This is a genomic window from Streptomyces sp. NPDC058758 (assembly GCF_042746075.1).
Taxonomy (GTDB): Bacteria; Actinomycetota; Actinomycetes; order Streptomycetales; family Streptomycetaceae; genus Streptomyces.
The window spans coordinates 196,625-220,419 of record NZ_JBHYPS010000008.1 but is presented as its reverse complement, the minus strand read 5'-3'; the positions used below and the strand labels follow the sequence as shown (position 1 = coordinate 220,419).

Below are 23,795 nucleotides of genomic sequence, written 5' to 3'. Positions count from 1 at the left end.
GCGCGTAGATCACGGAATTTCCTGACAGTTCCGAGGGGCGACGCAGGGCCACGCGCCGCTTACGATGAGGCGTATGGGTGATGTGCTGGCCGGAATTCATGCCACCTGGGAGTTCGAGAGCGACGCCCTCGTCATCCGCTTCGAACGGGGGATCCGTACGCCGAGACTGTTCCAGGCGCTGCGCGAGCGACGCGTGCCGTACGAGGCGCTGGCCTCGGCGACGCTCACGCCGGGGCGGCGCGGCACCGTCGTCCTGCACGCCGTGCCGCGGCCGGGCGCCGATCCCCTGATGGAGGCGGCGGCCGGGCAGCTGAAGGAGACCTGCGACCCGTACCGGCTGGCGCTGCCCGCCGACCGGGAGGAGCCGGCCGCCCGGCTGCGCGACGAGCTGGCCGCGGTGATCCCGCCCGCGCCCGCGGACCCGGAGGACCGCTTCGACACGGGCTTCCTCGTCGCGGCGCCGCAGGGGCCGCTCTCCTTCAAGGCGTACGACGGGAAGGCCACGTTCGACGGGTCGTCCGAGGTGACCTTCCGCTGGTCCTCGACGATGGCCACGTCGGAGAAGTGGAAGACGGGCGACCAGGTCTTCGCGCTGCGGGAGCTGAGCGGCGTCGAGTGGCGCTCGCCGGACTCCCCCGGCGGGTTCCTGCGGCTGCTCCCCCGGGGCGGCGCGCCCCGGACGGAGCGGCCCGACCACGACCCGGCGTCGGTCGTCTTCGGGCTCGGCTACGGCCCGGTGCACGACTCCCTCCCGTTCGCGGCGGCCGTCCTGTCGGCGATCCGCGCCAAGGACCGCGCTCCCGTGCCCGCGGGGGTGCGCAGCGCGGCGCACGGGGATCCCGGGGCCATCGCTGAAAGGATTCGCCACCTGAGCGAACTGCACCAGGCGGGCCTGGTGACGGACGAGGAATTCGCGGCGAAGAAGACGGAACTGCTGGCCGAGCTGTGACGGCGGGCGGCGGAGGGGGCCGGGTGTCGTACCGGGGTCCGATCCGCGATCGTCACCCCTGGTACGACGACGGGACCGGGCCGGGAAACCTAGGCTGACCCGTCATGAGAGCGATCGAGAAGCGGTCGGCGCCGCGGCGGCTCGCGGTACGGCTCAAGGGCTGGTCGAGGAAGGCCGTCCAGGCGCTGGAGGCCGCCTTCGCCGTGCCCGCCGCGCCCGGCTCCGCGCCCTTCGCGGACGCGTCCTCGTGGTGGGCGCGGCTGCTGCCGTACGGGATCGGGGTCGCGCTCGTCGCCTCCCTGCTCCCGGTCACCGTCCATCTGCTCATCAACGACTACGACGTGCCCGGCGCCCTCGCCGGGGCGCTCGCCACCGCGCAGACCGCGCCGCTGCTGCTCGCCACCACCCGGCCGCTGCAGGCCTGGTGGGTGGTGCTGCCCGCGGACGTCTCCGGAGCGCTCGTGCTCCTCGCCTCCGACGGGCCCCGTGCCCAGCTGTGGCCGTGGACCCCGCCGGTCGTCGTCGGGTACTGCGCGCTGATGCTCGCGCTCGGGCTGCGCGAGCCGCGCCGCACCCTCATCGGGGTGTGGTTCGCGACCGGCGCGGCCGGCTACCTCCTGGAGATCGTGCGGCCGTACGGCGACACGGGCGTCACCACGCTGCTCTTCGTCCTCAGCGGGGTGCTGCTGCTGCTCACCTCCGCGATACGGGCGCGGAGCGAGGCCCAGCGCAGGCTCGCCGAGCAGGAGACGATCAGCGAGGCCGAGCGGGCCCGCCGCACGCTCCTGGAGGAGCGGGCCCGGATCGCCCGCGAGCTGCACGACGTCGTCGCCCACCACATGTCGGTGATCACGGTGCAGGCGGACTCCGCTCCGTACCGCATCCCGGAACTTCCCGAGGCGGCCCGCGAGGAGTTCGCGTCGATCGCGGGCAGCGCGCGGGAGTCGCTGGCCGAGATGCGGCGGCTGCTCGCGGTGCTCCGCAGCGACGGCGGGGAGGGCGAGCGGGCCCCGCAGCCCGGGCTCGACCGGCTCCAGCAGCTGGTGGAGGCGACGGTACGGGCGGGCCTGCCCGCCGAGCTGTCGCTCGCGGCGGAGCTGGCCGACGGGCGGACCGGGGTCCCGCAGGCGGTGGGCCTCTCCGCCTACCGGATCGTGCAGGAGGCGCTCGCCAACGTGGTGCGGCACGCGCCGGGCGCCCCGACCCGGGTGTCGGTGCGCGCGGACGGGTCCGGCCGGCTGATGGTCCTGGTGGTCAACGGCCCCGCCGCGGAGCCGGTCTCACCGCTGGAGGGCGCCGGCACCGGCCACGGCCTCGTCGGCATGCGCGAGCGGGTGCGCCTGACCGGCGGCACCCTCGACACCGGCCCCCTCCCGGACGGCGGCTTCCGCGTCGCGGCCCGCCTCCCCCTCGGCCCGGAGGCCACGGACGCGACGGCGTGACGCGGGCCCGGTGCCGGACGCGAAACGGGACCGGAACGGGACCGGAGCGACGCCCGGACGCGAAACGGCGCCGGGACCGGAGCGACGCCCGAGCGCGGGCGGAGCCCGCCCGCGGACGGAACCCGGCCGCGGGCGGAACCCGGCCGCAGGCGCAGCCCGGCCGCGGGCGGAACCGCGGCGGGGGCGGCGGCGCGGGCGGGGTCTAGGGTCGGGCGGTGTCGGGGACGTCGAGCGAGCAAGGGTGCCGTGTGACCATTCGGGTGATCATCGTGGACGACCAGGCCATGGTGCGGGCGGGGTTCGCCGCGCTGCTGGCCGCGCAGAGCGACATCGACGTGGTCGGTGAGGCGCCGGACGGGCGGCAGGGGGTCGAGGTGGCGCGGGCCGTCCACCCCGACGTGGTGCTGATGGACGTGCGGATGCCGGAGCTGGACGGGCTGGCGGCGGCGCGGGAGATCCTGCACCCGCCGGCCGGGGTGACGCACCGGCCCAGGGTGCTGATGCTGACCACCTTCGACGTCGACGACTACGTGTACGAGGCGCTGCGGGCCGGGGCGTCCGGGTTCCTGCTCAAGGACGCGCCGCCGGCCGACCTGATCGCCGCCGTACGGGTCGTGGCCGCGGGCGACGCGCTGCTCGCGCCGTCCGTGACCCGCCGGCTCATCGCCGACTTCGCCGCCACCCGGCCCGCCGCGCGCAAGGACGTGACGGCGCTCCGGCTCAACGGGCTGACCCCCCGTGAGACCGAGGTGCTGGAACTGATCGCCCGGGGCCTGTCCAACCAGGAGATCGCGGAGCGGCTCGTGCTCGCCGAGCAGACCGTGAAGACCCACATCGGGCGGGTGCTCGCCAAGCTCGACCTGCGGGACCGCGCGCAGGCGGTGGTCTTCGCCTACGAGTCGGGCCTGGTGACCCCCGGGGGCTAGCCCCACCCCGGGCCGGGGGACGGCTCCTCGTCCACCCCCTACCCCGGTATGGCACGGGAGTTGGCTCCCCGGCGTGACGTGCCGTCACCCACCGTCTTCCTACCTTCCTCTCGCCGACGACGAGAGAGGGAGGGCGGGCATGCGCCGCATCACGAGGATCCTGGTGACCGCCGTCATGGTGACGGCGGCCGTGGCGGGAACGGCGGGCTGGGCGTCCGGGACGGCCCAGGAGCCGGTCACCGGGCCGCCGCCCGGGACCGCCGAGTGGCGGGCCGAGGGCCTGCCGGACCCGGCGCGGACGGACCCGGCCGGGATCGCCCGCTTCTTCGCCGGTCTCGGCCCCGCCGAGCGGCGGCGGCTCGTGCGGGAGCACCCGACGGTGGTCGGGAACCTGGACGGGGCGCCGCTGGAGCTGCGGTACGCGGCCAACTCCCGCACGGCGGAAGGACGGTACCCGGGGGCCCAGGTCCTGGCGCACGACCCGCGCGGCCGGGGGCAGGCGGTCCTCGTCTACGGGGACCTGGCGACGGCCGGGCGGGTGGCGGTGCTGGTGCCCGGCTCCGACGTCGATGCCGGGCGGATGGGTTCCCTGACCCGGAAGGCCACCGCCCTGCGGGAGGCGACCGGCGGGCGCACGGCGGTCGTCGCCTGGGCCGGCTACACCACCCCGGTCGGCGTCGGGCTCGACGCCGCCTCGGGCGAGCTGGCGGAGGCGGGCGCCGAGCGGCTGGTCCGCTTCGCGGAGGGGCTGCGGGCCGCCGGGGTGCGCCCCGAGCCGTCCGTGTTCTGCCACAGCTACGGCTCGGTGGTCTGCGGGCTCGCGGCGCACGAGCTGAAGGCCGGGGACCTGGTGGTGTTCGGCTCCCCCGGCATGCGGGCGGAGAACGCGGCCGCGCTGCGGACGACGGCCCGGGTGTGGGCGGCGAAGGACCCGACGGACTGGATCGACCGGGTGCCGAACGTGGCCGTGGCCGGGCTCGGGCACGGCACCGACCCCACGGCGCCGGAGTTCGGCGCCCGCCCGGTGGAGGCGGGGGACGCGGACGGCCACGACGGCTACCTCGCGCCCGGCACCTCCTCGCTGCGCGCCTTCGCCGCGATCGCCGCGGGGGACGTCCGATGAAGACCTCCGCTCCCGCCGCCACACCCGCCCCCGCTCCCGCCCCCTCCCCCGCCGGGCCCCGCACCCCCGCCCGGGCCCTCGCCCCGGTGAAGGCCCTGGTGCGGAGGATCGAGGCCGGCACCCCCGCCCACCGCGACCGGGCCGTGGACGGGCTGCGCGCCCTGGCGCTGCTCGCGGTGCCCACCGGGCACTGGCTGCTCGGCGGGTTCACGCTCTCCGGCGACGGCGCGATCCACAACGCCTCGCCGCTCGCGGCCTTCGGCGCGCTCGCCCCGGCGAGCTGGGTCCTCCAGATGCTGGGGATCTTCTTCCTGGTCGGCGGCTACGCCTCCGCCCTCTCCTTCCGCCGGTGGACCGGCACCCCGCGCGCCTGGCTCGGCGGGCGGCTGGCCCGGCTCGGCCGGCCGGTGCTCGGGGTGACCGCCGTGTGGGCGGTGCTGCTGCCGCTGCTCCACCACGGGTTCGGGGTGCCGGTGGACACCCTGCGGACGGCGTCCACGCTGGTGATCCAGCCACTGTGGTTCGTCGGGGTGTACACGGTGGTGACGGCGCTGACCCCGCTGTGCGTGCGGGCCGCGCGCCGGTTCGGGGTGTGGGCGGCGGCCCCGCTGCTGGGCTCGGTCGCCGTCGTGGACTTCCTGCGGTACGGCCCGTACGCGGACGCCGTGCCGTCCTGGCTGAGCCTGCTGAACATCCTGCCGGGCTGGCTCTTCGCGTACCAGCTCGGGGCCGCCTGGGGCGAGGGCCGGGTGCGCCGCCGGCACGCCCGGGCGCTGCTGCTCGGCGGGGCAGCGCTCTTCGCGGCGCTGCTGCTGGTCTTCGGCTACCCGGCCTCGATGGTCGGCGTGCCCGGGGAGGCCCGGACCAACTCGCACCCGCCGTCGCTGCTGGTCCTCGCGCTCGCCGCGCTCCAGAGCGGGGCCGCGATCCTGCTGCGGGACCGGCTCGGCCGGTGGCTGGCGCGGCCCGTGCTGTGGGCGCCGGTCGTCGTGATCAACCTGTCGGCGATGACGATCCTGTGCTGGCACCAGACGGCGATGCTCGCCGCGGCCGTCCCCGCCTCGTACCTGGGCGAGGTGCCCGGGCTCGTCGGGGCGCCGGACTCGGTCGGCTGGATCCTGGCCCGGCTGGCCTGGATGCCGGTCTTCGCGGGCCTCCTCGTGCTGATCGGCCGGTACGCGCGCGGCTTCGAGTCGCCGTGGGCGCGCACCGGACCGGCCCGCCGCGCGCTCGCGGGTCTGCTCGCGACGGGCTTCGCGGTCTTCGCCCTGGGCCTCGCGTGAGCGGGCCCGGGCGGGCCGGGTCAGCCCTCGCGGGCCGCCGAGGTGAGGCTCATGTCGGGGTAGCGGTCGCCCGCCACCAGGCCCGCGAGGGGTTCCAGGGCGGCGAGTTCGGCGTCGGTGAGGGTGATGCGGGTGGCGGCGGCGTTCTCCTCCAGGCGGGACCGCTTGCGGGTGCCGGGGATGGGGACGACGGTCAGTCCGTGGACGGCGGCGCGCTGCTGCACCCAGGCGAGGGCGATCTGGGCGGGGGTCGCGCCGTGGGCGGCGGCGATCTTCCGGACCGGGTCGAGGAGGGCGGCGTTCCGCTCGGCGTTCTCGCCGGTGAAGCGGGGCTGGTGGCGGCGGAAGTCGCCGTCCTGGAGGTCCTTGCCCGCGTCGGCGAAGGAGCCGGTGAGGAAGCCGCGGCCGAGCGGCGAGTACGGGACGAAGGTGACGCCCAGCTCGGCGGCGGCAGCCACGGCGGAGCGCTCGACGTCGCGGGAGAAGAGCGACCACTCCGACTGGAGGGCGGCGATGGGGTGGACGGCGTGCGCCTCGCGCAGCTCCGGTCCGGTGACCTCGCTCAGCCCCAGCCGGCGGACCTTGCCCTCGGCGACCAGCTCGGCCATCGCGCCGACGGACTCGGAGAAGGGCACGGCCGGGTCGCGGCGGTGCATGTAGTAGAGGTCGATGGTGTCGGTGCCGAGCCTGCGCAGGCTGCCCTCGACGGCCCGCCGGATGTAGGCGCGGTCGTTGCGGACGCCCCGGTAGGAGGCCCGCGCGGGGTCGCGTTCGATGGCGAACTTGGTGGCGAGGACGATGTCGTCGCGGTGGGCGGCGACGAAGGGGGCGAGGAACTCCTCGTTGGCCCCGCTGCCGTAGATGTCGGCGGTGTCGATCAGGGTGACGCCGGCCTCCAGGGCCGCGTCGAGGGTGTCGCGGGCGGCGGCCTCGTCGGTGGCGCCGTAGAACTCGCTGATGCCCATGGCGCCGAAGCCCTGGACGCCGATCTCGGGGCCGTCCTGGCCGAGGCGTACGGTGTCGATCTTCTCGCTCATGAGGGAGTTCCTCCGCAGATGGTTCCGTAGTGGTCGATCTTGAGGTCGAGCACGGCGAGGGTGTCCTGGAGTTCGGCGATCCGGGACAGGACGTCGCGGCGGGTGTCCTCCAGGAGGGCCCGGCGCTCCGCGTGGGTGTGCTCGCCCGCGCGGACCAGCTCGGCGTAGCGGACCATGTCGGCGACCGGCATGCCGGTGAGCCGCAGCTTGCCGACGAAGGCCAGCCAGCCGAGGTCCCGCTCGGTGAAGCGGCGCTGTCCGGTGTGCGACCGGTCGACGTGCGGCATCAGGCCGATCCGCTCGTACCAGCGCAGGGTGTGCGCGGTGAGGCCGGTCAGGGCGGCGACCTCGCTGATCGTGTAGCGGTCCTTGCGGGTGGCCGGCGGCCGGGCCGTGCTCGTGCTCTCGATCACGCTCATGCCCCCACGCTAAAACCTTGGAGTGCACTCGAAGCAAGTAGGCTCGGGGCCATGGAGAGCAGCAATCTGCCGAGCCTGGCGGCGATCGAGAACTGGCCCGTCCCCACCGCGGCGGCCGCCGTGGTCCGCGCGGACGGCACGGTGGCCGGGAGCCACGGGCCGACCGGGCACCGCTTCCCGCTCGCCTCGGTGACGAAGCCGCTGGCGGCGTACGCGGTGCTTGTCGCGTACGAGGAGGGGGCGATCGACCTCGACGAGCCGGCCGGCCCGGAGGGTTCGACCGTGCGGCACCTGCTCGCCCACACCTCGGGCCTCGCCTTCGACGAGAACCGGGTCCAGGCCGCGCCCGGCACCCGCCGGATCTACTCCAACACCGGCTTCGAGGTCCTGGGCGACCTCGTCGCCAAGGCCACCGACATCCCCTTCGCCGACTACCTCCACCAGGCGGTCCTGGAGCCGCTGGGCATGACGGGCACGGCGCTGGAGGGCTCGCCCGCCAAGGACGCGGTGTCGACCGTGGACGACCTGGTGCGGTTCGCGGCCGAGGTGCAGGCGCCGCGGCTGCTCGACGCCCGCACGGTGCTGGACGCGATGACGGTCGCGTACCCGGGCCTGACCGGCATCCTGCCCGGCTACGGGCACCAGCGGCCGAACGACTGGGGCCTCGGCTTCGAGATCCGGGGCGCCAAGTCCCCGCACTGGACCGGCACCACCTCCTCGCCGCGCACCTTCGGCCACTTCGGCCAGTCCGGCACCTTCCTGTGGATCGACCCGGACGCGCGGGCCGCCTGCGTGGCGCTCACCGACCGGGCCTTCGGGCCGTGGGCGATCGAGGCGTGGACCCCGTTCACCGACGGCGTCCTCGCCGACCTGCGGCGCTGACGCCCCGCCCGTTCCCCCCGCCCGTTCAGTCCTCGTCCTCCGGCGGGGAGGCGATCGCGCAGGTGGTCTCCGGGAGGGTGCCGTCGGGGCCCTCGACGGTCACGGCGGGCGTGCCGGAGCGGTCCACGGCGAAGGCGGCGGTGCAGACGAGCTGGGCGACCGCGCGCTCCGACAGCTCCCGGGCCGGGAAGGGGACCCGGAGCCGGATGTCGCCCGCGCCGTCGGACTCGACCCGGACCGGTTCGCCGCTGGCGGGCAGTTCGGTGGTAAGGCCGGCCCGGGTGTCGTCGTCGCCGGGTCCCGCGAGCAGGGCGGCGAGCACCTTCACGGCGGCGAGGTCGGGGACGTCCGGGTGGTCGGCGTCGAGCTCGTAGCCGGTTCCTGCGCCGTCGAAGCGGCCGTCCCCGGTGCCCGTCTCCCACCCCGTTACCGATCCGCCGCCCGGCTCGGTCCGTTCGGGGACGGGGCGGCGGTGGAAACCGACGTCCCGGGAGACCGGCATGAGCGCGCCGTCGGGCCCGAGGAAGTAGAGCAGCATCCGGGTCTCCGGGACGGGCGCGACGACGACGGTCGGCACCCCGCCGGCCTCGACGACGTCGCTGCCCTGGATGCCGCAGCCGGCGAGCGTCACGGCGGCGAGCAGGGCGGTCAGGGCCGCCGCGGTCCGGCGCCTCACAGCGGGATCCGTACCGTGAAGACGGCGCCGCCGGCCGGATGGTTGGCGGCCTCGACGGTGCCGCCGTGCAGGTGGACGTTCTCCTGGGTGATCGCCAGGCCGAGGCCGCTGCCCGTGGAGCGGGTGCGGGCCGGGTCGGCCTTGTAGAACCTTTCGAAGACGTGCGGCAGGACGTCCGGGTGGATGCCGGGGCCCCGGTCGGAGACCTGGACGACGAGCGTGGACCCGTCCTCGTCCACGTACACCCGGACGGTGACGAGGGCGCGTCCGTGCCGCAGCGCGTTCCCCACCAGGTTGGCCACGACGACGTCGAAGCGGCGGGGGTCGAGCCGGGCCCTGATGCCCTCCCCGAGGGCCGCGTGGACCTGCTCAGGATCCGTCCAGCGCCGGCTGCTGAGGGTCTTGCGGACGCAGTCGGCGACGTCGACCTCGTCGGTGTGGAGTTCGGCGGCGCGGGCGTCGAAGCGGGAGATCTCCATGAGGTCCTCGACGAGCACGGCGAGCTTGACGGTCTCGGCGCTGATCAGCCGGACCGCACGGGCGGTGTCGCTGTCCAGGGCGCCGGCGTCCTCGTCGAGCACCTCGGTGACGGCGAGCATCCCGGCGAGCGGGGTGCGCAGTTCGTGCGAGACGTCGGAGGCGAAGCGGCGGGCCCGGGCCTCCGCGCGGCGCAGTTCGGTGACGGACCGCTCCAGTTCGGCGGCGGACTCGTTGAAGGTGCGCGCCAGGTCGGCGAGTTCGTCGCTGCCCTTGGCGTGGATGCGGGTGTCGAGCCGGCCGCGGCCCATGCTGGCGGCGGCGCGGCGGAGTTCGCGGACCGGGCGGAGGACGCCGCGGGCGGCGATCAGGGCCGGGATCAGGGCGATGGCGAGGGCGGGCAGGGCGCCGTCGCGGGCGGCGGTGACCATGGCCTCGATGTTGCTCTCCTCCTCGTCCAGCTCCATGACGGCGTAGAGGACGAGGCCGGTGGGCTGGCCCGTCTCCTGGCCGGCCTGGGTGAGGAAGCCCGCCGGGACCGCGATCGTCAGGTAGGGGGTGCCGTTCTTGACCACGCGCTGGAAGGCGGTGTGCGGGGTGGTCCCGCGCGCGTGGGCGCGGGCCCTCAGCTCCGGGCTGAGGACGGAGGAGGTGGGGCGGTCGGTGGAGGAGGCGCGCAGCGAGCCGTACTCGGCGTAGACCCGCCAGGGGCGCGGCTTGCCCTGCCGGGCGATGTGCAGGAGCCGGTCGCGGAGCGAGTCCTGGTCGAGGGGCAGGTCGATGTTGAGGTCCTCGACCTGCTGGCGGAAGGCGGAGACGGCGGTGTTCTGCGTCTGCTCCAGGATCGCGCTGCGGGCGGCCCGGTAGGTGAGGGCGGCGGTGGTGCCGCAGCCGACGGCCGCGACGAGGAGGAAGGCGAGGACCAGGCGGGTGCGCAGGCCGAAGGGACGGGGGCGGCGTCTGCGGGTCCGGGGCCGCCGGGCCCGGCCGGGGCCGGCGGCGTCGCCCTCCGGGCCGCCCCGGGTGCCGGCGCCCTCCCGCCGGGCGTCCCCGGCGGAGGGGTACGGGCCGGGCACCGCGGGGGCGCCGCGGCCCCGGGACCCGGCGGCCTCCCGGCGGCCCGGGGCGCGGAACCGCGCCGCCCTGCCGGTCCGGAGCCCGCCGGCCCCGCGCGGACCCGGGACGCCGGAGCCCTCGCCGTGGGCGGCGCCGACGGGGTCGCCGTGCGCCGTCCGGTGGCCGGCGCCGTACGCGGTGTCCCGCCGCCCGTCCCCGGCACCGTTCCCGTGCCCGGCCCCGGGGCCTGCGGCGCGGTCGGCCCCGTGCCCGTCCCCGTACGCCGTCCCCCCGTGGAGGTGCGCGCCGGGGCCCGGCTCCTCGCCGGGGACGCAGGTCTTCACAGCGGTCCGAAGCGGTAGCCGAAGCCGCGCAGGGTCTGGATGTAGCGGGGGTCGCCGGGGGTGTCCTCGATCTTGGCGCGCAGCCGGCGCACGCAGGCGTCCACGAGGCGGGCGTCGCCGTGGTAGTTGTGCTCCCAGACGTGCTCCAGGAGCTGCTGGCGGCTGAAGACCTGCTCGGGGGCGGCGGTGAGGTGGAGCAGCAGCTTGAGTTCGGAGGGGGCGAGGGCGAGCCGTTCGCCGTTCTTGGCGACGGTGAGGCCCGCCCGGTCGACGGCGAGCGCGCCGTGGTGCTCGATCGCGGGCCGGCCGCCGCCGGGATCCTCGATGCGGCGCAGGACGGCCCGGATGCGGGCCTCGATGACCTCGGTGCGGGCGGGCTTCACGATGTAGTCGTCGGCGCCCGCCTCCAGGCCGATGACCACGTCGAAGTCGTCGCCGCGGGCGGTGAGCATGATGATCGGGAGCTGGCTGCCCTCGCGGACCCGGCGGCAGACCTGGACGCCGTTCATGCCGGGCAGCATGAGGTCGAGCAGCAGCAGGTCGGGGCGGAACTCGCCGAGCGCGGCGAGGCCGGCCTCGCCGGTGGCGGCGGTGCGCACCTCGTGGCCGCGGCGCCGGAGCCCGAGCTCGACGCCTTCGCGGACCGAGGGGTCGTCTTCGATGAGGAGCACACGGGGCATGCGTGGAGTATCCCAAGGTCGGTGGGGGTCCCGGCGGGGAGCCCCCGGTGGTCAGGACCGGCGGGTGAGCCGGGCGGCGGATGCCGTGAGGAGCGCGGAGACCTCGGTGAGGCGCAGCGGGCGGGCGAGGAGGGCGAAGGTGGCGAGGACGGCGACCGCGCCGCTGAGGCCGGAGACGACGGCGCCGGCGGAGGCGGTGGTCTCGGCGGCGAAGAGGCCGTAGCCGGCGGCGGGCAGGGCGGCGAGCAGGAGCCGGCCGAGGCCGTCGCCGCCGCCGTCGGCCGCCGGGAGGCGCCGCCGGAGGACGTACCCGGTGAGGGCCCAGCCCGCCCAGAGCGCGAGCGAGTAGCCGGCGGCCATGCCGGTGACGGTCCAGCGGGTCGGCAGCCAGTGGTGCGCGGCGAGGGACAGCAGCGCGTTGAGGCCGGCGATGACCAGGTTGAGCAGGAAGGGGGTGCGGGTGTCGCGGAGCGCGTAGAAGGCGCGGGTGCACACGTACTGCCCGGAGAGGGCGACCAGGCCGGGGGCGAGGGCCATCAGCGTCCAGGCCATGGCGCGGACGTCGGCGGCGTCGGTCGCGCCGTACCCGAAGACGACCGTCATCAGCGGGGCGGCGAGCGCGAAGAGGGCGCAGGCGGCGGGGACGACGGCGGCCGCGGTGGTGCGCTGGGCGTAGCCGACGTCGCGGCGGACGGCGGCGAGGTCGCCGTCGGCGGCGGCGCCGCTCATCCGGGGCATGAGGGCGGTGACGAGGGAGACGGTGACGATGCCGTGCGGGACGGCCCACAGCAGGTAGGCGTTGTTGTACGCGGCGAGGCCCGCGCCGCCGGTGTGCGTCTCCCCGCCGGCGGAGGTGGCGACCCAGGTGGTGACCCAGTAGGCGGCCTGGTTGGTGAGGACGAGCAGGACGAGCCAGCCGGCGGCGCGCAGCGGGGCGGTCAGGCCGCTGCCGCGCCAGTCGAAGCGGGGCCGGAAGCGGAAGCGGGCGGCGCGCAGCGAGGGCAGCAGGGCGAGGGCCTGGGCGGCGATGCCGGCGGTGGTGCCCCAGCCGAGGAGGGCGGTCTCGCCCGGGGTGAGCTCGCCGCCGTCGCTCACCGCGAGGAAGAGGCCGAAGACGGCGACGACCACGACGTTGTTGAGGACCGGGGTCCACATCATGGCGCCGAAGCGGCCGCGGGCGTTGAGGACCTGGCCGAGGAGGGTGAAGAGGCCGAGGAAGAGGATCTGCGGGAGGCACGCGCGGGTGAAGGCGATCGTGAGGTCCCGCTGGCCGCCGGCGTAGTCCGTGTACGCGTCGACGAGGGCGGGCGCGGCGAGGACCGCGCCCGCGGTGAGGACGGCGAGGGCGAGCGCGCAGAGGGTGAGGAGCCGGTCGGTGTAGGCGGCGCCGCCGTCCTCGTGCTCCTTGGCCGCCTTGACCAGCTCGGGCACGAAGACGGCGTTGAGGGCGCCGCCGAGGAGCAGCATGTAGACGATGGTGGGGACGGAGTTGCCCACCGCGTAGCCGTCGGCGACGAGGCCCGCGCCGAGCGCGGCGGCGACGACGGCGGCGCGGACGAAGCCGGTGGCGCGGGAGACGAGCGAGCCGGCCGCCATGAGGGCGCCGCTGCGCAGTGCGGAGGGCGCCTTGCGGCGGGCGGCCGGCCCGGCGGTGAGCGTGGCCGTCATCGGCGGGCCAGGTACGCCTGGAAGGCGCGGTACAGCGCCTGGTTGGTCGTGCCGTGCATCGGTGTCTCCCACTCCCCCAGCGTCTCGACGACCTGTCCGCCCGTGCCGAGCTTCCAGCGCAGCAGCCCGTGGGCGCGGTCGTCCGGATCGAGGGTGGAGGGTACCCCGCGCAGGTCGTAGACGTCCGCCCCGAGGGCGTGGGCGTCGAGCAGCATGCGCCACTGGAGGGCGTTGGAGGGGCGGACCTCGCGGCGGTGGTCGGCGGAGGCGCCGGTCTGGTACCAGACCCGCCGGCCGACGGTGATCATGGTGTGGGCGGCGAGGATCTCGCCCTCGTGGCGGGCGAGGTAGAGCTTCATCCGGCCGGGGTGCTCGGCGTTGAGGACGGCGTACTGGCGCTCGTAGTAGGCGAGGGAGCGGCCGAGCCGGAAGCCGTCGCGCTCCTCGGTGATCCTCAGGAGGCGGTGGAACTCGGGGAGTTCGGCGGCGGAGCCGACGGTGATCTCGACGCCGGACTTGCGGGCCTTGCGGACGTTGCGCCGCCACTCCTGGTTGAGGCCGGACCACAGGTCGTCGGGGGTGCGGCCGGTGAGCGGGACCTGGAAGACGTGGCGGGGCTGGGCGTCGGCGCCGTCCTCGGAGTCGCCGCCGCAGCGCTTCCAGCCGCGGGCGCGGAGCCGTTCGGCGACGGCGGTGCCGAGCGGGTCGACCTCGTCGGCGAGGACGTCGCCGAGCCGGCGGCCGGGGCCGGTGGCGGCCTTGACGGTGGCGGCGGTCCAGCGGCGGTGGGCGGGGCCGGGGCCGATGCGCACGGCGAAGGCGCCGGAGGCCTTCAGGTGGGCGAGGAGCGGGTCGAGCCAGCGGTCGAGGTCCGGGTCGGCCCAGTCGGCGACCGGCCCCTCGGGGAGGTAGGCGAAGTGCTTGCGGGTGCCGGGGAAGGCCCGCAGCAGGACCAGGGCGACGCCGGACAGCTCTCCGGACTCCGGCCCCCAGCCTATGAGTTGGTGGCTCCAGCCTTCCTTCACCTGCGCCCAGGAGGGGAGCTGGAGGAAGGAGGGGCCGTCCGGTCCCGTGGCGCGGGAGGCGAGGAAGGCGCGGTACACCTCCGGGGAGACGGGGCCGAGCCGGAGCGGGCCGGCGGGCGGCGGCCCGGCGGCGGCGCGGCGCTTCACGGGTGCGGGCGTCACGAGCAGCGCTGACACAACGAAGGCCTCCTTGGTTCGTCCGCGCCCTCGGTGGCGCGGCGCACAGCAGGCTCACAGCCGGATGAGACCGGTCCGCGCGGCGTGTGTGACGGGACGGTGACCGTTCCTCATCAGCCCCCGTCACATGGGCCTCCGGCCGGGCGGAGGCCGGTGCGGGGCGCCTAGAGTCCGGGCATCCCACCCTTTTCTCTCCTCTTCTGGAGGTGCTCCGTGCCGCCGATACGCACGTCCCGGCCCGCCCTCGCCGCCGTCGCCCTCGCCGTCTCCCTCACCGCGTGTACGGCCCAGGCCGCGAGCGGGCCGGGCTCCCCGTCCGCCTCCGCGAAGGGGGCCGGGCAGGACGGTCCGCCCGCGAAGGTGACCGTCGTGGACCGGGTGGCCGGGAAGCCCGTGTCGGTGACGGCGGTCGGCGGGACGTTCTCGTCGGTGACGGTCACGGACGCCGGGGGCGGGAGGCTGACCGGGAGGTCCGACGGGGGCGGGGCCCGCTGGACCTCGGACCGGAAGGCGGCGCCGGGCACCTCGTACACGGTCGAGGCCGTCACCCGCACCGCCGGCGGGAAGGAGACCACGACCCGGTCCACCTTCACCACGCCGGAGGCGGAGCGGGTCAACAAGCTGACGCTGGCGCCCGGGAAGAACACGACCGTCGGCATCGGGCAGCCGCTGTCGATCGTCTTCGACCGGCCGGTGACGCGGAAGGCCGACGTGGAGCGGCAGCTGAAGGTCACGACCTCGAACGGCACCGAGGGGTCCTGGGGCTGGGTGACCGACTACTCCGGGCGCGACCGGGTGGACTGGCGGCCCCGGGAGTACTGGAAGCCCGGCACGAAGGTCACGCTGGAGGCCGACCTGAACGGCACGGACTCGGGCGACGGCTGGTTCGTACGGGACTACCGGACCGGCTTCACGATCGGCGCCGCGCAGGTCGTGAAGGTCGACCTGGACACGAAGCGGCTGACGCTGGTGAAGGACGGGCGGACGGTCCGGACGATCCCGGTCTCCGGCGGCACGCCCGGCGGCGACAAGCGGTCCTGGCGGGGCACGGCCGTCCTCATGGCGAAGGAGGGCACGATCAACATGAACTCGGAGACGGTCGGCCTCGGCGACGCCTACGACAAGATGGTCGACTACTCGATGCGGCTGACCTGGTCGGGCATGTACGCGCACGCGGCGCCGTGGAACGCGGGCCACTTCGGGCGGGCCAACAGGAGCTCGGGCTGCATCGGCATGAGCGACGCGGACGCCGCGTCGTTCTACGCGAGCGTCCGCGTCGGCGACCCCTTCGAGATCAAGGGCGCCGACACGAAGGGCGTCGTCGCGGAGGGCAACGGCTACGGCGCGTGGAACCTGTCCTGGCCGGCCTGGAAGGCGAAGAGCGCGCTGGCTTGAGGAGCGGGCCCCCCGCCCCGGCGGCCCGCGGGGTGCCGCCCCGGCGGGAGCCCGGGCCGCGGCCCGGTCGGGGCGCGGGGGTGCCGGCCGGGCGGGACGTGGGGCGCGGGACGGGCGGGCCCCCGGGGCGCGGCCCGGGCAGGAGCCCGGGGCGCGGCCCCGTAGGGGTTCGGGGGCGCGGGACGGAAGCGGGGGCCGGAGGGCGGTCCGGGGTGGCGGGGCGCGGGACGGAAGCGGGGGCCGGGGGGCGGTCCGGAAGCCGGGGGCGGGTCAGGCGGAGGACTCCCAGACCAGCAGTTCCGCGGGTTCCGCCGCCGTCAGGGAGGGGGCGTCCCCGTCCGTGATCCTGGCCGCGTCGCCCTCCCCCAGCTCCCGGCCCGCCAGGGTCACGGTCCCCCGCACCACGTGGACGTAGACGGTGTCCGCGCCGGGGAGGACCACCTCGTCGCCCCGCCCCGGCCGGTGGACGTGGAGGGCGGCCCCCGCCGCCGGGAGGGCGTACGGGCCGCTCAGGTCCCTGACCAGGGTGTACGACGGCTCCCCGCCGGTCTCGCGCGGGGCGAGCCACATCTGGACGAAGGTCAGGGGCGCGTCGCCGGCGTTGCGCTCGACGTGGCGGACGCCGGCCGCCGAGGAGAGGTGCTGGAGGTCGCCGGGGCGGACGACCGTCTCGTGGCCCGCCGTGTCGCGGTGGGTCAGCTCGCCCTCCACCACCCAGGTCACGATCTCCGTGTGGGAGTGGGGGTGCTCGTCGAAGCCCGCGCCGGGGGCGAGCCGCTCCTCGTTGACGGCGAGGAGCGGGCCGAAGCGGAGGTTGTCGGGGTCGTAGTGCGGCCCGAAGGAGAGGGCGTGGCGGGTCTCGACGCCGGCCCCGGGGTCGCCGCCCGGGTACCGGTCGCCCGCGCGCTGGATGCGGATCACGCCCCGTACGGTAGCCGGACCGGTGCGGACGAAACCGCCCCGACCCCGCACGTCGGCGCCCGGATGAGGCAGTCTTGTCCCCGTGTCTGAACCCGCGAACGCCGCTCATCCGCACGCCGCCACCCTGAAGCGCCTCGAACAGTCCTCCGGGCGGCTGGCCGCCAACGCCATCGCCCGCATGGACGAGACGCTGCCGTGGTACCGGGCGATGCCGCCCGAGAACCGCTCGTGGATCGGGCTGGTGGCACAGGCCGGCATCGCCGCGTTCACCGAGTGGTTCCGGCACCCGGAGACCCCCCAGGCGATCTCGACGGACGTCTTCGGCACGGCGCCCAGGGAGCTGACCCGGGCGATCACGCTGCGGCAGACCGTGGAGATGGTCCGGACGACCATCGAGGTCATGGAGGTGGCGATCGAGGAGGTCGCCGCGCCCGGCGACGAGTCGGTGCTGCGCGAGGCGCTGCTGGTGTACGCGCGGGAGATCGCCTTCGCGACCGCCCAGGTGTACGCGCAGGCGGCGGAGGCGCGGGGCGCCTGGGACGCGCGCCTGGAGTCGCTGGTGGTGAACGCGGTGCTGTCCGGCGAGGCCGACGAGGGCGCCGTCTCCCGGGCCGCCGCGCTCGGCTGGAACTCGCCCGAACACGTCTGCGTCGTGCTCGGCACCGCGCCGGACGGGGACAGCGAGCTGACCGTGGAGGCGATCCGGCGGGCCGCGCGGCACGCCAAGCTCCAGGTGCTCACCGGGGTCCTCGGCGACCGGCTCGTGGTGATCGCGGGCGGTTCGGACAATCCGCTCGGGGTGGCGAAGGCGCTGATCGGCCCGTACGCGCCGGGGGCGGTCGTGGCCGGTCCCGTGGTGCCCGACCTGCTGGCGGCGACGCGGTCCGCGCAGGCCGCCGCGGCCGGTCTGAAGGCGTGCACGGCGTGGCAGGACGCGCCCCGGCCGGTGCTCGCGGACGATCTTCTTCCGGAGCGCGCCATCGCCTCCGACCCTTCGGCGCGCGAGCAGTTGGTGGAGGAGATCTACAGACCGCTGGAGGAAGCGGGCTCGGCGCTGCTGGAAACTCTGAGTGTCTATCTGGAGCAGGCCAGCAGTCTCGAAGGCGCGGCGAGGATGCTCTTCGTCCACCCGAACACCGTGCGCTACCGGCTCCGACGTGTGACCGACGTCACCGGCTGGTCACCCTCCGACGTCCGTTCCGCCTTCACCCTGCGGATCGCCCTGATCCTCGGACGCTTGGCCGAGGCGGAGGGGCAGTCCTAGACTTTTGTCGGACACCAACAATTCCCCCGACGGTTCTTCGTCCTAGTCCCCACGGGCGCCGGACACCGTCCCCAAGAGAGAGTGTGAGGGTGCTCGTACTCGTCGCTCCCGGCCAAGGCGCCCAGACGCCCGGCTTCCTGACTCCCTGGCTCGAACTGCCCGGCACCGCCGACCGCCTCGCGGCCTGGTCGGACGCCATCGGGCTCGACCTCGTCCACTACGGCACGAAGGCGGACGCGGACGAGATCCGTGACACCGCCGTGGCCCAGCCGCTGCTCGTCGCGGCCGGCCTGCTCTCCGCCGCCGCCCTCGGCGACGTCTCCCCCGGCGCCGTCGCCGGTCACAGCGTCGGCGAGTTCACCGCGGCCGCCTTCGCGGGGGTCCTCGACGACGTCGCGGCGCTGAAGCTGGTCCGCACCCGCGGTCTGGCGATGGCCGAGGCCGCCGCCATCGCCCCGACCGGCATGTCGGCGCTGCTCGGCGGCGACCCCGAGGTGACCGTCCCGCACCTGGAGAAGCTGGGCCTGACCCCGGCCAACGTGAACGGCGCGGGCCAGATCGTGGCCGCCGGCACGCTGGAGCAGCTGGCCGCCCTGGAGGCGGACAAGCCCGAGGGCGTCCGCCGGGTCGTCGCGCTCAAGGTCGCCGGCGCCTTCCACACCCACCACATGGCCCCCGCGGTCGCCACCCTGGAGCAGGCCGCGAAGGAGCTGGCCCCGGCCGATCCGACCGTGACGTACGTCTCCAACAAGGACGGCCGGACCGTCGGCACCGGCGCCGAGGTCCTCGCGCGCCTGGTCGGCCAGGTCGCCAACCCGGTCCGCTGGGACCTGTGCATGGAGACCTTCCAGGCCCTCGGCGCCACCGCGCTGGTCGAGGTCTGCCCCGGCGGCACCCTCACCGGCATCGCCAAGCGCGCGCTGCCGGGCGTGGCCACCGTGGCCCTCAAGACTCCCGACGACCTGGACGCGGCCCGTACGCTCGTCGCCGAGCACACGGCCGTCTGACGAGGAGTGTCGAGAAGCATGTCGAAGATCAAGCCCAGCAAGGGCGCCCCGTACGCGCGGATCATGGGCGTCGGCGGCTACCGCCCTGCCCGGGTCGTGCCGAACGAGGTGATCCTCGAGAAGATCGACTCGTCCGACGAGTGGATCCGCTCGCGCTCGGGCATCTCCACCCGCCACTGGGCCTCCCCCGAGGAGACCGTCACCGCCATGTCGGTGGAGGCCTCCGGGAAGGCGATCGCCGAGGCCGGGATCACCCCGGAGCAGATCGGCGCGGTCGTCGTCTCGACGGTCTCGCACTTCAAGCAGACCCCGGCCGTCGCCACCGAGATCGCCGACAAGATCGGCGCCGGAAAGCCGGCCGCGTTCGACATCTCCGCGGGCTGTGCCGGTTTCGGCTACGGCCTCACCCTCGCCAAGGGCATGATCGTCGAGGGTTCGGCGGAGTACGTCCTCGTGATCGGCGTCGAGCGGCTGAGCGACCTGACGGACCTGGAGGACCGCGCGACGGCCTTCCTGTTCGGCGACGGCGCCGGCGCGGTCGTGGTCGGCCCCTCCGACGTGCCGCACATCGGCCCCACCGTCTGGGGCTCCGAGGGCGACAAGTCGGAGACCATCAAGCAGACCGTGCCGTGGAACGAATATCAGCTCGGCGACGTCTCGAAGCTGCCGCTCAACGAGGCCGGCGAGGTCAAGTTCCCCGCCATCACGCAGGAGGGCCAGGCGGTGTTCCGCTGGGCCGTCTTCGAGATGGCGAAGGTCGCCCAGCAGGCGCTCGACGCCGCCGGCATCTCGGCGGACGACCTGGACGTCTTCATCCCGCACCAGGCCAACATGCGGATCATCGACTCGATGGTGAAGACCCTGAAGCTGCCGGAGCACGTCACGGTCGCCCGTGACGTCGAGACCACCGGCAACACCTCGGCCGCCTCGATCCCGCTCGCGATGGAGCGGCTCCTGGCGACCGGACAGGCGAAGAGCGGCGACACCGCGCTCGTCATCGGCTTCGGGGCGGGTCTCGTGTTCGCCGCGACGGTCGTTACTCTCCCCTAGGCGACCGGGACCTCCCGGACGCCAACCCACCGAAGCAACCACAGAAGGAGCGCCACCATGGCCTTCACCCAGGAGCAGCTCGTCGAAGGTCTCGCGGAGATCGTGAACGAGATCGCCGGCATCCCGGTCGAGGACGTCCAGCTGGACAAGTCCTTCACCGACGACCTGGACGTCGACTCCCTGTCCATGGTCGAGGTCGTCGTCGCCGCCGAGGAGCGCTTCGACGTCAAGATCCCCGACGAGGACGTCAAGAACCTCAAGACCGTGGGCGACGCCGTCGACTACATCCTCAAGCACCAGGCCTGATTCGGCCCTGGTGGACCAGGCCCCACCGGGCCCGGTCCCCGCTGACTCGGTCCGCCACCCGGCGGTGGCGCCGTCTTTCGACCATCACACACATGGAGAACGAATTCCTGTGAGCTCGACCAATCGCACCGTGGTCGTCACCGGTATCGGCGCAACCACACCGCTGGGTGGCGACTCCGCATCGACCTGGGAAGGTCTTCTTGCGGGACGCTCCGGCGTCAGGCCCCTGGAGGGCGAGCGCTTCGCCGAACTGCCCGTCCAGATCGCCGCGTTCGCCGCGGTGGACCCGGGCGAGGTCCTGCCCCGCCCGCTCGCCCGCAAGCTGGACCGCTCGGCGCAGTTCGCGCTGATCGCGGCGCGCGAGGCGTGGGCCGACGCGGGCTTCACCGCCCCCGCCGGCGAGGACGCGTCCGTCGCCCCCGAGCGGCTCGGCTCCGTGATCGCCTCCGGCATCGGCGGCGTCACGACCCTGCTCGACCAGTACGACGTGCTCAAGGAGAAGGGCGTCCGCCGCGTCTCCCCGCACACGGTGCCGATGCTGATGCCGAACGGCCCCTCCGCCAACGTGGGTCTGGAGGTGAACGCCCGCGCCGGCGTCCACACCCCGGTCTCCGCGTGCGCGTCCGGCGCCGAGGCGATCGGCTACGCCGTCGAGATGATCCGCAGCGGCCGTGCCGACGTGGTCGTCGCCGGCGGCACCGAGGCCGCGATCCACCCGCTGCCGATCGCCGCCTTCGCCAACATGATGGCGATGTCCAAGAACAACGACGAGCCGACGAAGGCCTCGCGTCCCTACGACACCGGCCGCGACGGCTTCGTGCTCGGCGAGGGCGCCGGCGTCGTGATCCTGGAGTCCGAGGAGCACGCCAAGGCCCGCGGCGCGAAGATCTACTGCGAGGCGATCGGCCAGGGCCTGTCGGCCGACAGCCACCACATCGCGCAGCCCGAGCCGTCCGGCCGGGGCATCGCCTCCGCGCTCCAGCACCTGCTGGACACCACCGACCTGAAGCCGGCCGAGGTCGTGCACCTCAACGCGCACGCCACGTCGACGCCGCAGGGCGACGTCGCCGAGATCAAGGCGCTGCGGAAGGTCTTCGGCGACGACCTCGACCACGTGGCGGTTTCCGCGACCAAGTCGATGACCGGTCACCTCCTCGGCGGCGCCGGCGGCATCGAGACCGTCGCGACCGTCCTGGCCCTCCACCACCGCCTGGCCCCGCCGACGATCAACGTCGACGAGCTGGACCCGGAGGTCGACGCCGACATCGTCCGGGACGCCCCCCGCGAGCTGCCCCAGGGCACCATCGCCGCCGTCAACAACTCCTTCGGCTTCGGCGGCCACAACGTGGTCCTGGCCTTCCGCACGGTCTGACCCCGCCCTTCGCCGTGAGGCCCGCCCCCGCACCGCCGGGGCGGGCCTCACGCGTGTCAGCGGAGGGGTTCGGGGGCGGTCGCGACGGTGTCCGGGCGCAGGGCCTCGTATCCGGCGATGCCGAGGGGGCCGCCGGCCAGCAGGCCGACCAGGACGCAGCAGAAGGAGACGACGTCGAACCAGCCGTCGAACCACTTCTCGGTCCCGGCGGACGGCTTCACGGCCGGCACCGCTGCCGGTACCGGAACCGCTGCCGCGGCCGTGACCGCGTCCAGGTACGGCACCGGGGCCGGGGCCGGGACCATGACGGAGGCCGGGACCGGGTCCGTGGCCGGGGGCGCATCCGGGTCCGGGGGCGAGTCGGAGTCCGGAGCCGCTGCCGGGTCCGGGAGCAGGATGCCGAAGACGGCGAAGAGGGCCACCGCCAGGACGAGCAGGCCCAGCGCCCAGAGGGCCAGGGCGCCGGTCGGATCGCCGTCCACCAGTTGGTAGACGAAGCCCGACAGGAGCACCAGGGCCCCGCTCAGCGTCGTCGCCGCCCCCAGGACGGCCGCCGCGGCCGCCGTTCCGCGCAGACCCGTCACGTGCGTCCCCCCGCCCCGCGCGCGCCCTGCGCGCCTCGGAGCGGGAAGCTACCGGGCCCGGGTGAACGGGCTCAGACGACCTGGTGAAGCCAGCGGACCGGGGCGCCCTCGCCGGCGTAGCGGAAGGGTTCGAGCTCGTCGTCCCACGGCTTGCCGAGGAGGCGGGCGACCTCGGCCTCCAGGACCGTCTCGCCCTGCGCGGCGCGGGCGAGCGCGGCGCGGAGCCGGTCCTCGGGGACGAGGATGTCGCCGTGCATGCCGGTGACGGCGTGGAAGATTCCCAGGTCGGGGGTGGCGCTGTAGCGCTCGCCCTCGGCGGTGGGGCAGGGTTCGGCGGTCACCTCGAAGCGGAGCATCTGCCAGCCGCGCAGGGCGGAGGCGAGCTTGGAGGCGGTGCCGGTCTCGCCCTGCCAGGAGAACTCCGCTCTCCAGGTGCCGGGCGCCGCGGGCTGGCGGATCCAGTCGAGCTGGACCCGCGCGCCGAGGACACCCCCCACCGCCCATTCGACGTGCGGGCAGAGCGCGCGCGGTGCGGAGTGTACGTACAGGACTCCACGTGTCGTCACCGGGACCTCCAGTGTGGGACGAGGTTCGCCTTCCCAGCGGCCTCGGTAAACAGCATCAGGAGCAGGACTCCGCAAACCTTCTGAAAAGGGACAGCATGTGACGTGATGTAATTTACCGGAGCCGGTCGGCGCGGGCGCGCCGCTGGTTCGACGGGGGAAAAGCTACCGTGCCGCGCCGTCATCAGGGTGACGTACGGTCGGTCCGGGGGCGGGTGAACACGAAGCTTTCACCCGCCAGGACGCCAGCACGAAGGAGGGGGCCGGTGCCGCACGCCCGACGCCGCATCCGTACCGCCGTCGTGGGAGCGCTGCTCACGGTCGCCGCGCTCGCGGGGTGCACGGCCTCGCCCGCGCCCCGCACCGGAGCGGCCCCCTCGGCGAGGCCCGTTCCGACGCCGACGCCCACGCCCGTCTCGTCCTGGGACGTCTCCCCCGCCTCCGTCGCCGCCGTCGGGGACTCCATCACCCGCGCCTTCGACGCCTGCTCGCTGCTGGCGGACTGTCCCGAGGCGTCCTGGGCGACCGGGACGGACCCGGCGGTGAACAGTCTGGCGCTGCGGCTGCTCGGCGCCGGGCGGGTGGCCGGGAACAGCTGGAACCTGGCCCGGAGCGGCGCGCGGGTGGCCGCGCTGCCGGAGCAGATGGCGCGGGCGGCGGAGCGGCGGCCCGGGCTGGTCACGGTGATGATCGGCGCCAACGACGCCTGCCGGCCGACGCCCGCGGGGATGACGCCGGTGGCGGAGTTCCGCCGGTCGTTCGAGGCCTCGCTGGCCCGGCTGCGGAAGGGCGCCCCGAAGGCGCAGGTGTACGTGGCGAGCGTGCCGGACCTGCGGCGGCTGTGGGAGAACGGCCGGGCGAGCCCGCTGGTGCGGCGGGTCTGGGAACTGGGCGTCTGCGGCGCGATGCTGGCCGATCCGGAGGACCTGGGCGCGGCGGCGGAGCGGCGGCGGACGGCGGTGCGCGACCGGGTGGTGGCGTACAACCGGGTGCTGGCCGAGGTGTGCGCGAAGGACGCCCGCTGCCGGTACGACGGCGGCGCGGTCTTCGGCTTCCGCTTCGACCGGTCGCTGCTGAGCACCTGGGACTGGTTCCACCCGAGCCGGGAGGGGCAGGCGCGGCTGGCGGAGCTGGCGTACCGGAGGGTCACGGAGGAGTAGGCCCCGGGG

General features: G+C 75.0%; 23 protein-coding genes. 13 read left to right on the top strand and 10 right to left on the bottom strand.

The window, feature by feature from the left end:
- Positions 1-73 precede the first annotated feature (73 nt).
- The 5 genes from ACFW6A_RS13555 (at position 74) to ACFW6A_RS13535 (ending at position 5,723) form a co-directional block, all read left to right on the top strand.
- Positions 74-949, top strand: coding sequence for a DUF4429 domain-containing protein (locus ACFW6A_RS13555; RefSeq protein ID WP_351848937.1), 876 nt, complete (start codon positions 74-76; stop codon positions 947-949).
- A 104-nt stretch (positions 950-1,053) separates the two neighbouring features.
- The gene (locus ACFW6A_RS13550) at positions 1,054-2,391 is read left to right on the top strand and encodes a sensor histidine kinase (protein ID WP_351848940.1); all 1,338 of its coding nucleotides are present in this window, start codon (positions 1,054-1,056) and stop codon (positions 2,389-2,391) included.
- Positions 2,392-2,639: 248 nt separating this feature from the next.
- Positions 2,640-3,317, top strand: coding sequence for a response regulator transcription factor (locus ACFW6A_RS13545; protein WP_351848942.1), 678 nt, complete (start codon positions 2,640-2,642; stop codon positions 3,315-3,317).
- 139 nt (positions 3,318-3,456) lie between these two features.
- Positions 3,457-4,440, top strand: a complete 984-nt coding sequence (locus tag ACFW6A_RS13540; protein WP_386640513.1) for an alpha/beta hydrolase — start codon at positions 3,457-3,459, stop codon at positions 4,438-4,440.
- Entirely contained in the window at positions 4,437-5,723 is a 1,287-nt protein-coding gene (locus ACFW6A_RS13535; RefSeq protein WP_386640510.1) for an acyltransferase, read from the top strand. Before ACFW6A_RS13540 ends, ACFW6A_RS13535 begins: the two co-directional genes overlap by 4 nt.
- Positions 5,724-5,743: 20 nt before the next feature.
- On the opposite strand, the gene ACFW6A_RS13530 is transcribed toward ACFW6A_RS13535, so the two are convergent.
- On the bottom strand, positions 5,744-6,760 hold the full coding sequence (locus ACFW6A_RS13530) for an aldo/keto reductase (RefSeq protein WP_351848948.1): 1,017 nt from the start codon (positions 6,758-6,760) through the stop codon (positions 5,744-5,746).
- Positions 6,757-7,179, bottom strand: a complete 423-nt coding sequence (locus ACFW6A_RS13525; RefSeq protein WP_351848951.1) for a MerR family transcriptional regulator — start codon at positions 7,177-7,179, stop codon at positions 6,757-6,759. The genes ACFW6A_RS13530 and ACFW6A_RS13525 overlap by 4 nt, the downstream gene beginning before the upstream one ends.
- Before the next feature lie 51 nt (positions 7,180-7,230).
- Between ACFW6A_RS13525 and ACFW6A_RS13520 the strand changes: the two genes are divergently transcribed.
- Positions 7,231-8,061, top strand: a complete 831-nt coding sequence (locus ACFW6A_RS13520) for a serine hydrolase domain-containing protein (protein ID WP_351848955.1) — start codon at positions 7,231-7,233, stop codon at positions 8,059-8,061.
- A gap of 25 nt (positions 8,062-8,086) precedes the next feature.
- Here the strand turns inward: ACFW6A_RS13520 and ACFW6A_RS13515 are convergent, their stop codons facing one another.
- Genes ACFW6A_RS13515 through ACFW6A_RS13495 form a run of 5 tightly spaced genes read right to left on the bottom strand, consistent with a single transcriptional unit; the run spans position 8,087 to position 14,164 of the window.
- A complete protein-coding gene (locus tag ACFW6A_RS13515; RefSeq protein WP_351848958.1) occupies positions 8,087-8,737 on the bottom strand; it encodes a hypothetical protein in 651 nt (216 codons plus the stop codon).
- Complete coding sequence (locus tag ACFW6A_RS13510) at positions 8,734-10,614, bottom strand: ATP-binding protein (protein ID WP_351848960.1); 1,881 nt, start codon at positions 10,612-10,614, stop codon at positions 8,734-8,736. The genes ACFW6A_RS13515 and ACFW6A_RS13510 overlap by 4 nt, the downstream gene beginning before the upstream one ends.
- Positions 10,611-11,294, bottom strand: a complete 684-nt coding sequence (locus tag ACFW6A_RS13505) for a response regulator transcription factor (RefSeq protein WP_351848963.1) — start codon at positions 11,292-11,294, stop codon at positions 10,611-10,613. Before ACFW6A_RS13505 ends, ACFW6A_RS13510 begins: the two co-directional genes overlap by 4 nt.
- A gap of 51 nt (positions 11,295-11,345) precedes the next feature.
- On the bottom strand, positions 11,346-12,962 hold the full coding sequence (murJ, locus tag ACFW6A_RS13500; RefSeq protein WP_351848966.1) for a murein biosynthesis integral membrane protein MurJ: 1,617 nt from the start codon (positions 12,960-12,962) through the stop codon (positions 11,346-11,348).
- Positions 12,959-14,164 carry a lipid II:glycine glycyltransferase FemX gene (locus ACFW6A_RS13495; RefSeq protein WP_386479065.1) on the bottom strand — a complete coding sequence of 402 codons (1,206 nt, stop codon included), beginning with the start codon at positions 14,162-14,164 and terminating at the stop codon, positions 12,959-12,961. Before ACFW6A_RS13495 ends, murJ begins: the two co-directional genes overlap by 4 nt.
- A gap of 213 nt (positions 14,165-14,377) precedes the next feature.
- Between ACFW6A_RS13495 and ACFW6A_RS13490 the strand changes: the two genes are divergently transcribed.
- Complete coding sequence (locus tag ACFW6A_RS13490) at positions 14,378-15,559, top strand: Ig-like domain-containing protein (protein ID WP_386640505.1); 1,182 nt, start codon at positions 14,378-14,380, stop codon at positions 15,557-15,559.
- A 270-nt stretch (positions 15,560-15,829) separates the two neighbouring features.
- Here the strand turns inward: ACFW6A_RS13490 and ACFW6A_RS13485 are convergent, their stop codons facing one another.
- Positions 15,830-16,480, bottom strand: a complete 651-nt coding sequence (locus ACFW6A_RS13485) for a pirin family protein (RefSeq protein ID WP_386479061.1) — start codon at positions 16,478-16,480, stop codon at positions 15,830-15,832.
- A gap of 82 nt (positions 16,481-16,562) precedes the next feature.
- Here ACFW6A_RS13485 and fasR point away from each other — a divergent pair, with 82 nt between their 5' ends.
- From fasR to fabF, 5 genes are all read left to right on the top strand, one after another.
- Entirely contained in the window at positions 16,563-17,744 is a 1,182-nt protein-coding gene (gene fasR, locus ACFW6A_RS13480) for a fatty acid biosynthesis transcriptional regulator FasR (RefSeq protein WP_351848977.1), read from the top strand.
- An 89-nt stretch (positions 17,745-17,833) separates the two neighbouring features.
- Positions 17,834-18,751: an ACP S-malonyltransferase gene (locus tag ACFW6A_RS13475; RefSeq protein ID WP_351848979.1), complete on the top strand. Its 918-nt coding sequence runs from the start codon at positions 17,834-17,836 to the stop codon at positions 18,749-18,751.
- An 18-nt stretch (positions 18,752-18,769) separates the two neighbouring features.
- Positions 18,770-19,801, top strand: coding sequence for a ketoacyl-ACP synthase III (locus ACFW6A_RS13470; protein WP_351848982.1), 1,032 nt, complete (start codon positions 18,770-18,772; stop codon positions 19,799-19,801).
- 57 nt (positions 19,802-19,858) lie between these two features.
- A complete protein-coding gene (locus ACFW6A_RS13465; RefSeq protein WP_030756408.1) occupies positions 19,859-20,107 on the top strand; it encodes an acyl carrier protein in 249 nt (82 codons plus the stop codon).
- Positions 20,108-20,216: 109 nt separating this feature from the next.
- Positions 20,217-21,479: a beta-ketoacyl-ACP synthase II gene (gene fabF, locus ACFW6A_RS13460; RefSeq protein WP_351848985.1), complete on the top strand. Its 1,263-nt coding sequence runs from the start codon at positions 20,217-20,219 to the stop codon at positions 21,477-21,479.
- 56 nt (positions 21,480-21,535) lie between these two features.
- Here fabF and ACFW6A_RS13455 read toward each other — a convergent pair whose 3' ends face one another.
- On the bottom strand, positions 21,536-22,063 hold the full coding sequence (locus tag ACFW6A_RS13455; protein ID WP_386640502.1) for a hypothetical protein: 528 nt from the start codon (positions 22,061-22,063) through the stop codon (positions 21,536-21,538).
- Between the two features lie 71 nt (positions 22,064-22,134).
- Positions 22,135-22,629, bottom strand: coding sequence for a DUF3145 domain-containing protein (locus ACFW6A_RS13450; protein ID WP_351101145.1), 495 nt, complete (start codon positions 22,627-22,629; stop codon positions 22,135-22,137).
- A 263-nt stretch (positions 22,630-22,892) separates the two neighbouring features.
- On the opposite strand from ACFW6A_RS13450, the gene ACFW6A_RS13445 reads away from it, so the two are divergent.
- Positions 22,893-23,786 carry an SGNH/GDSL hydrolase family protein gene (locus ACFW6A_RS13445; RefSeq protein ID WP_386479054.1) on the top strand — a complete coding sequence of 298 codons (894 nt, stop codon included), beginning with the start codon at positions 22,893-22,895 and terminating at the stop codon, positions 23,784-23,786.
- Positions 23,787-23,795 lie beyond the last annotated feature (9 nt).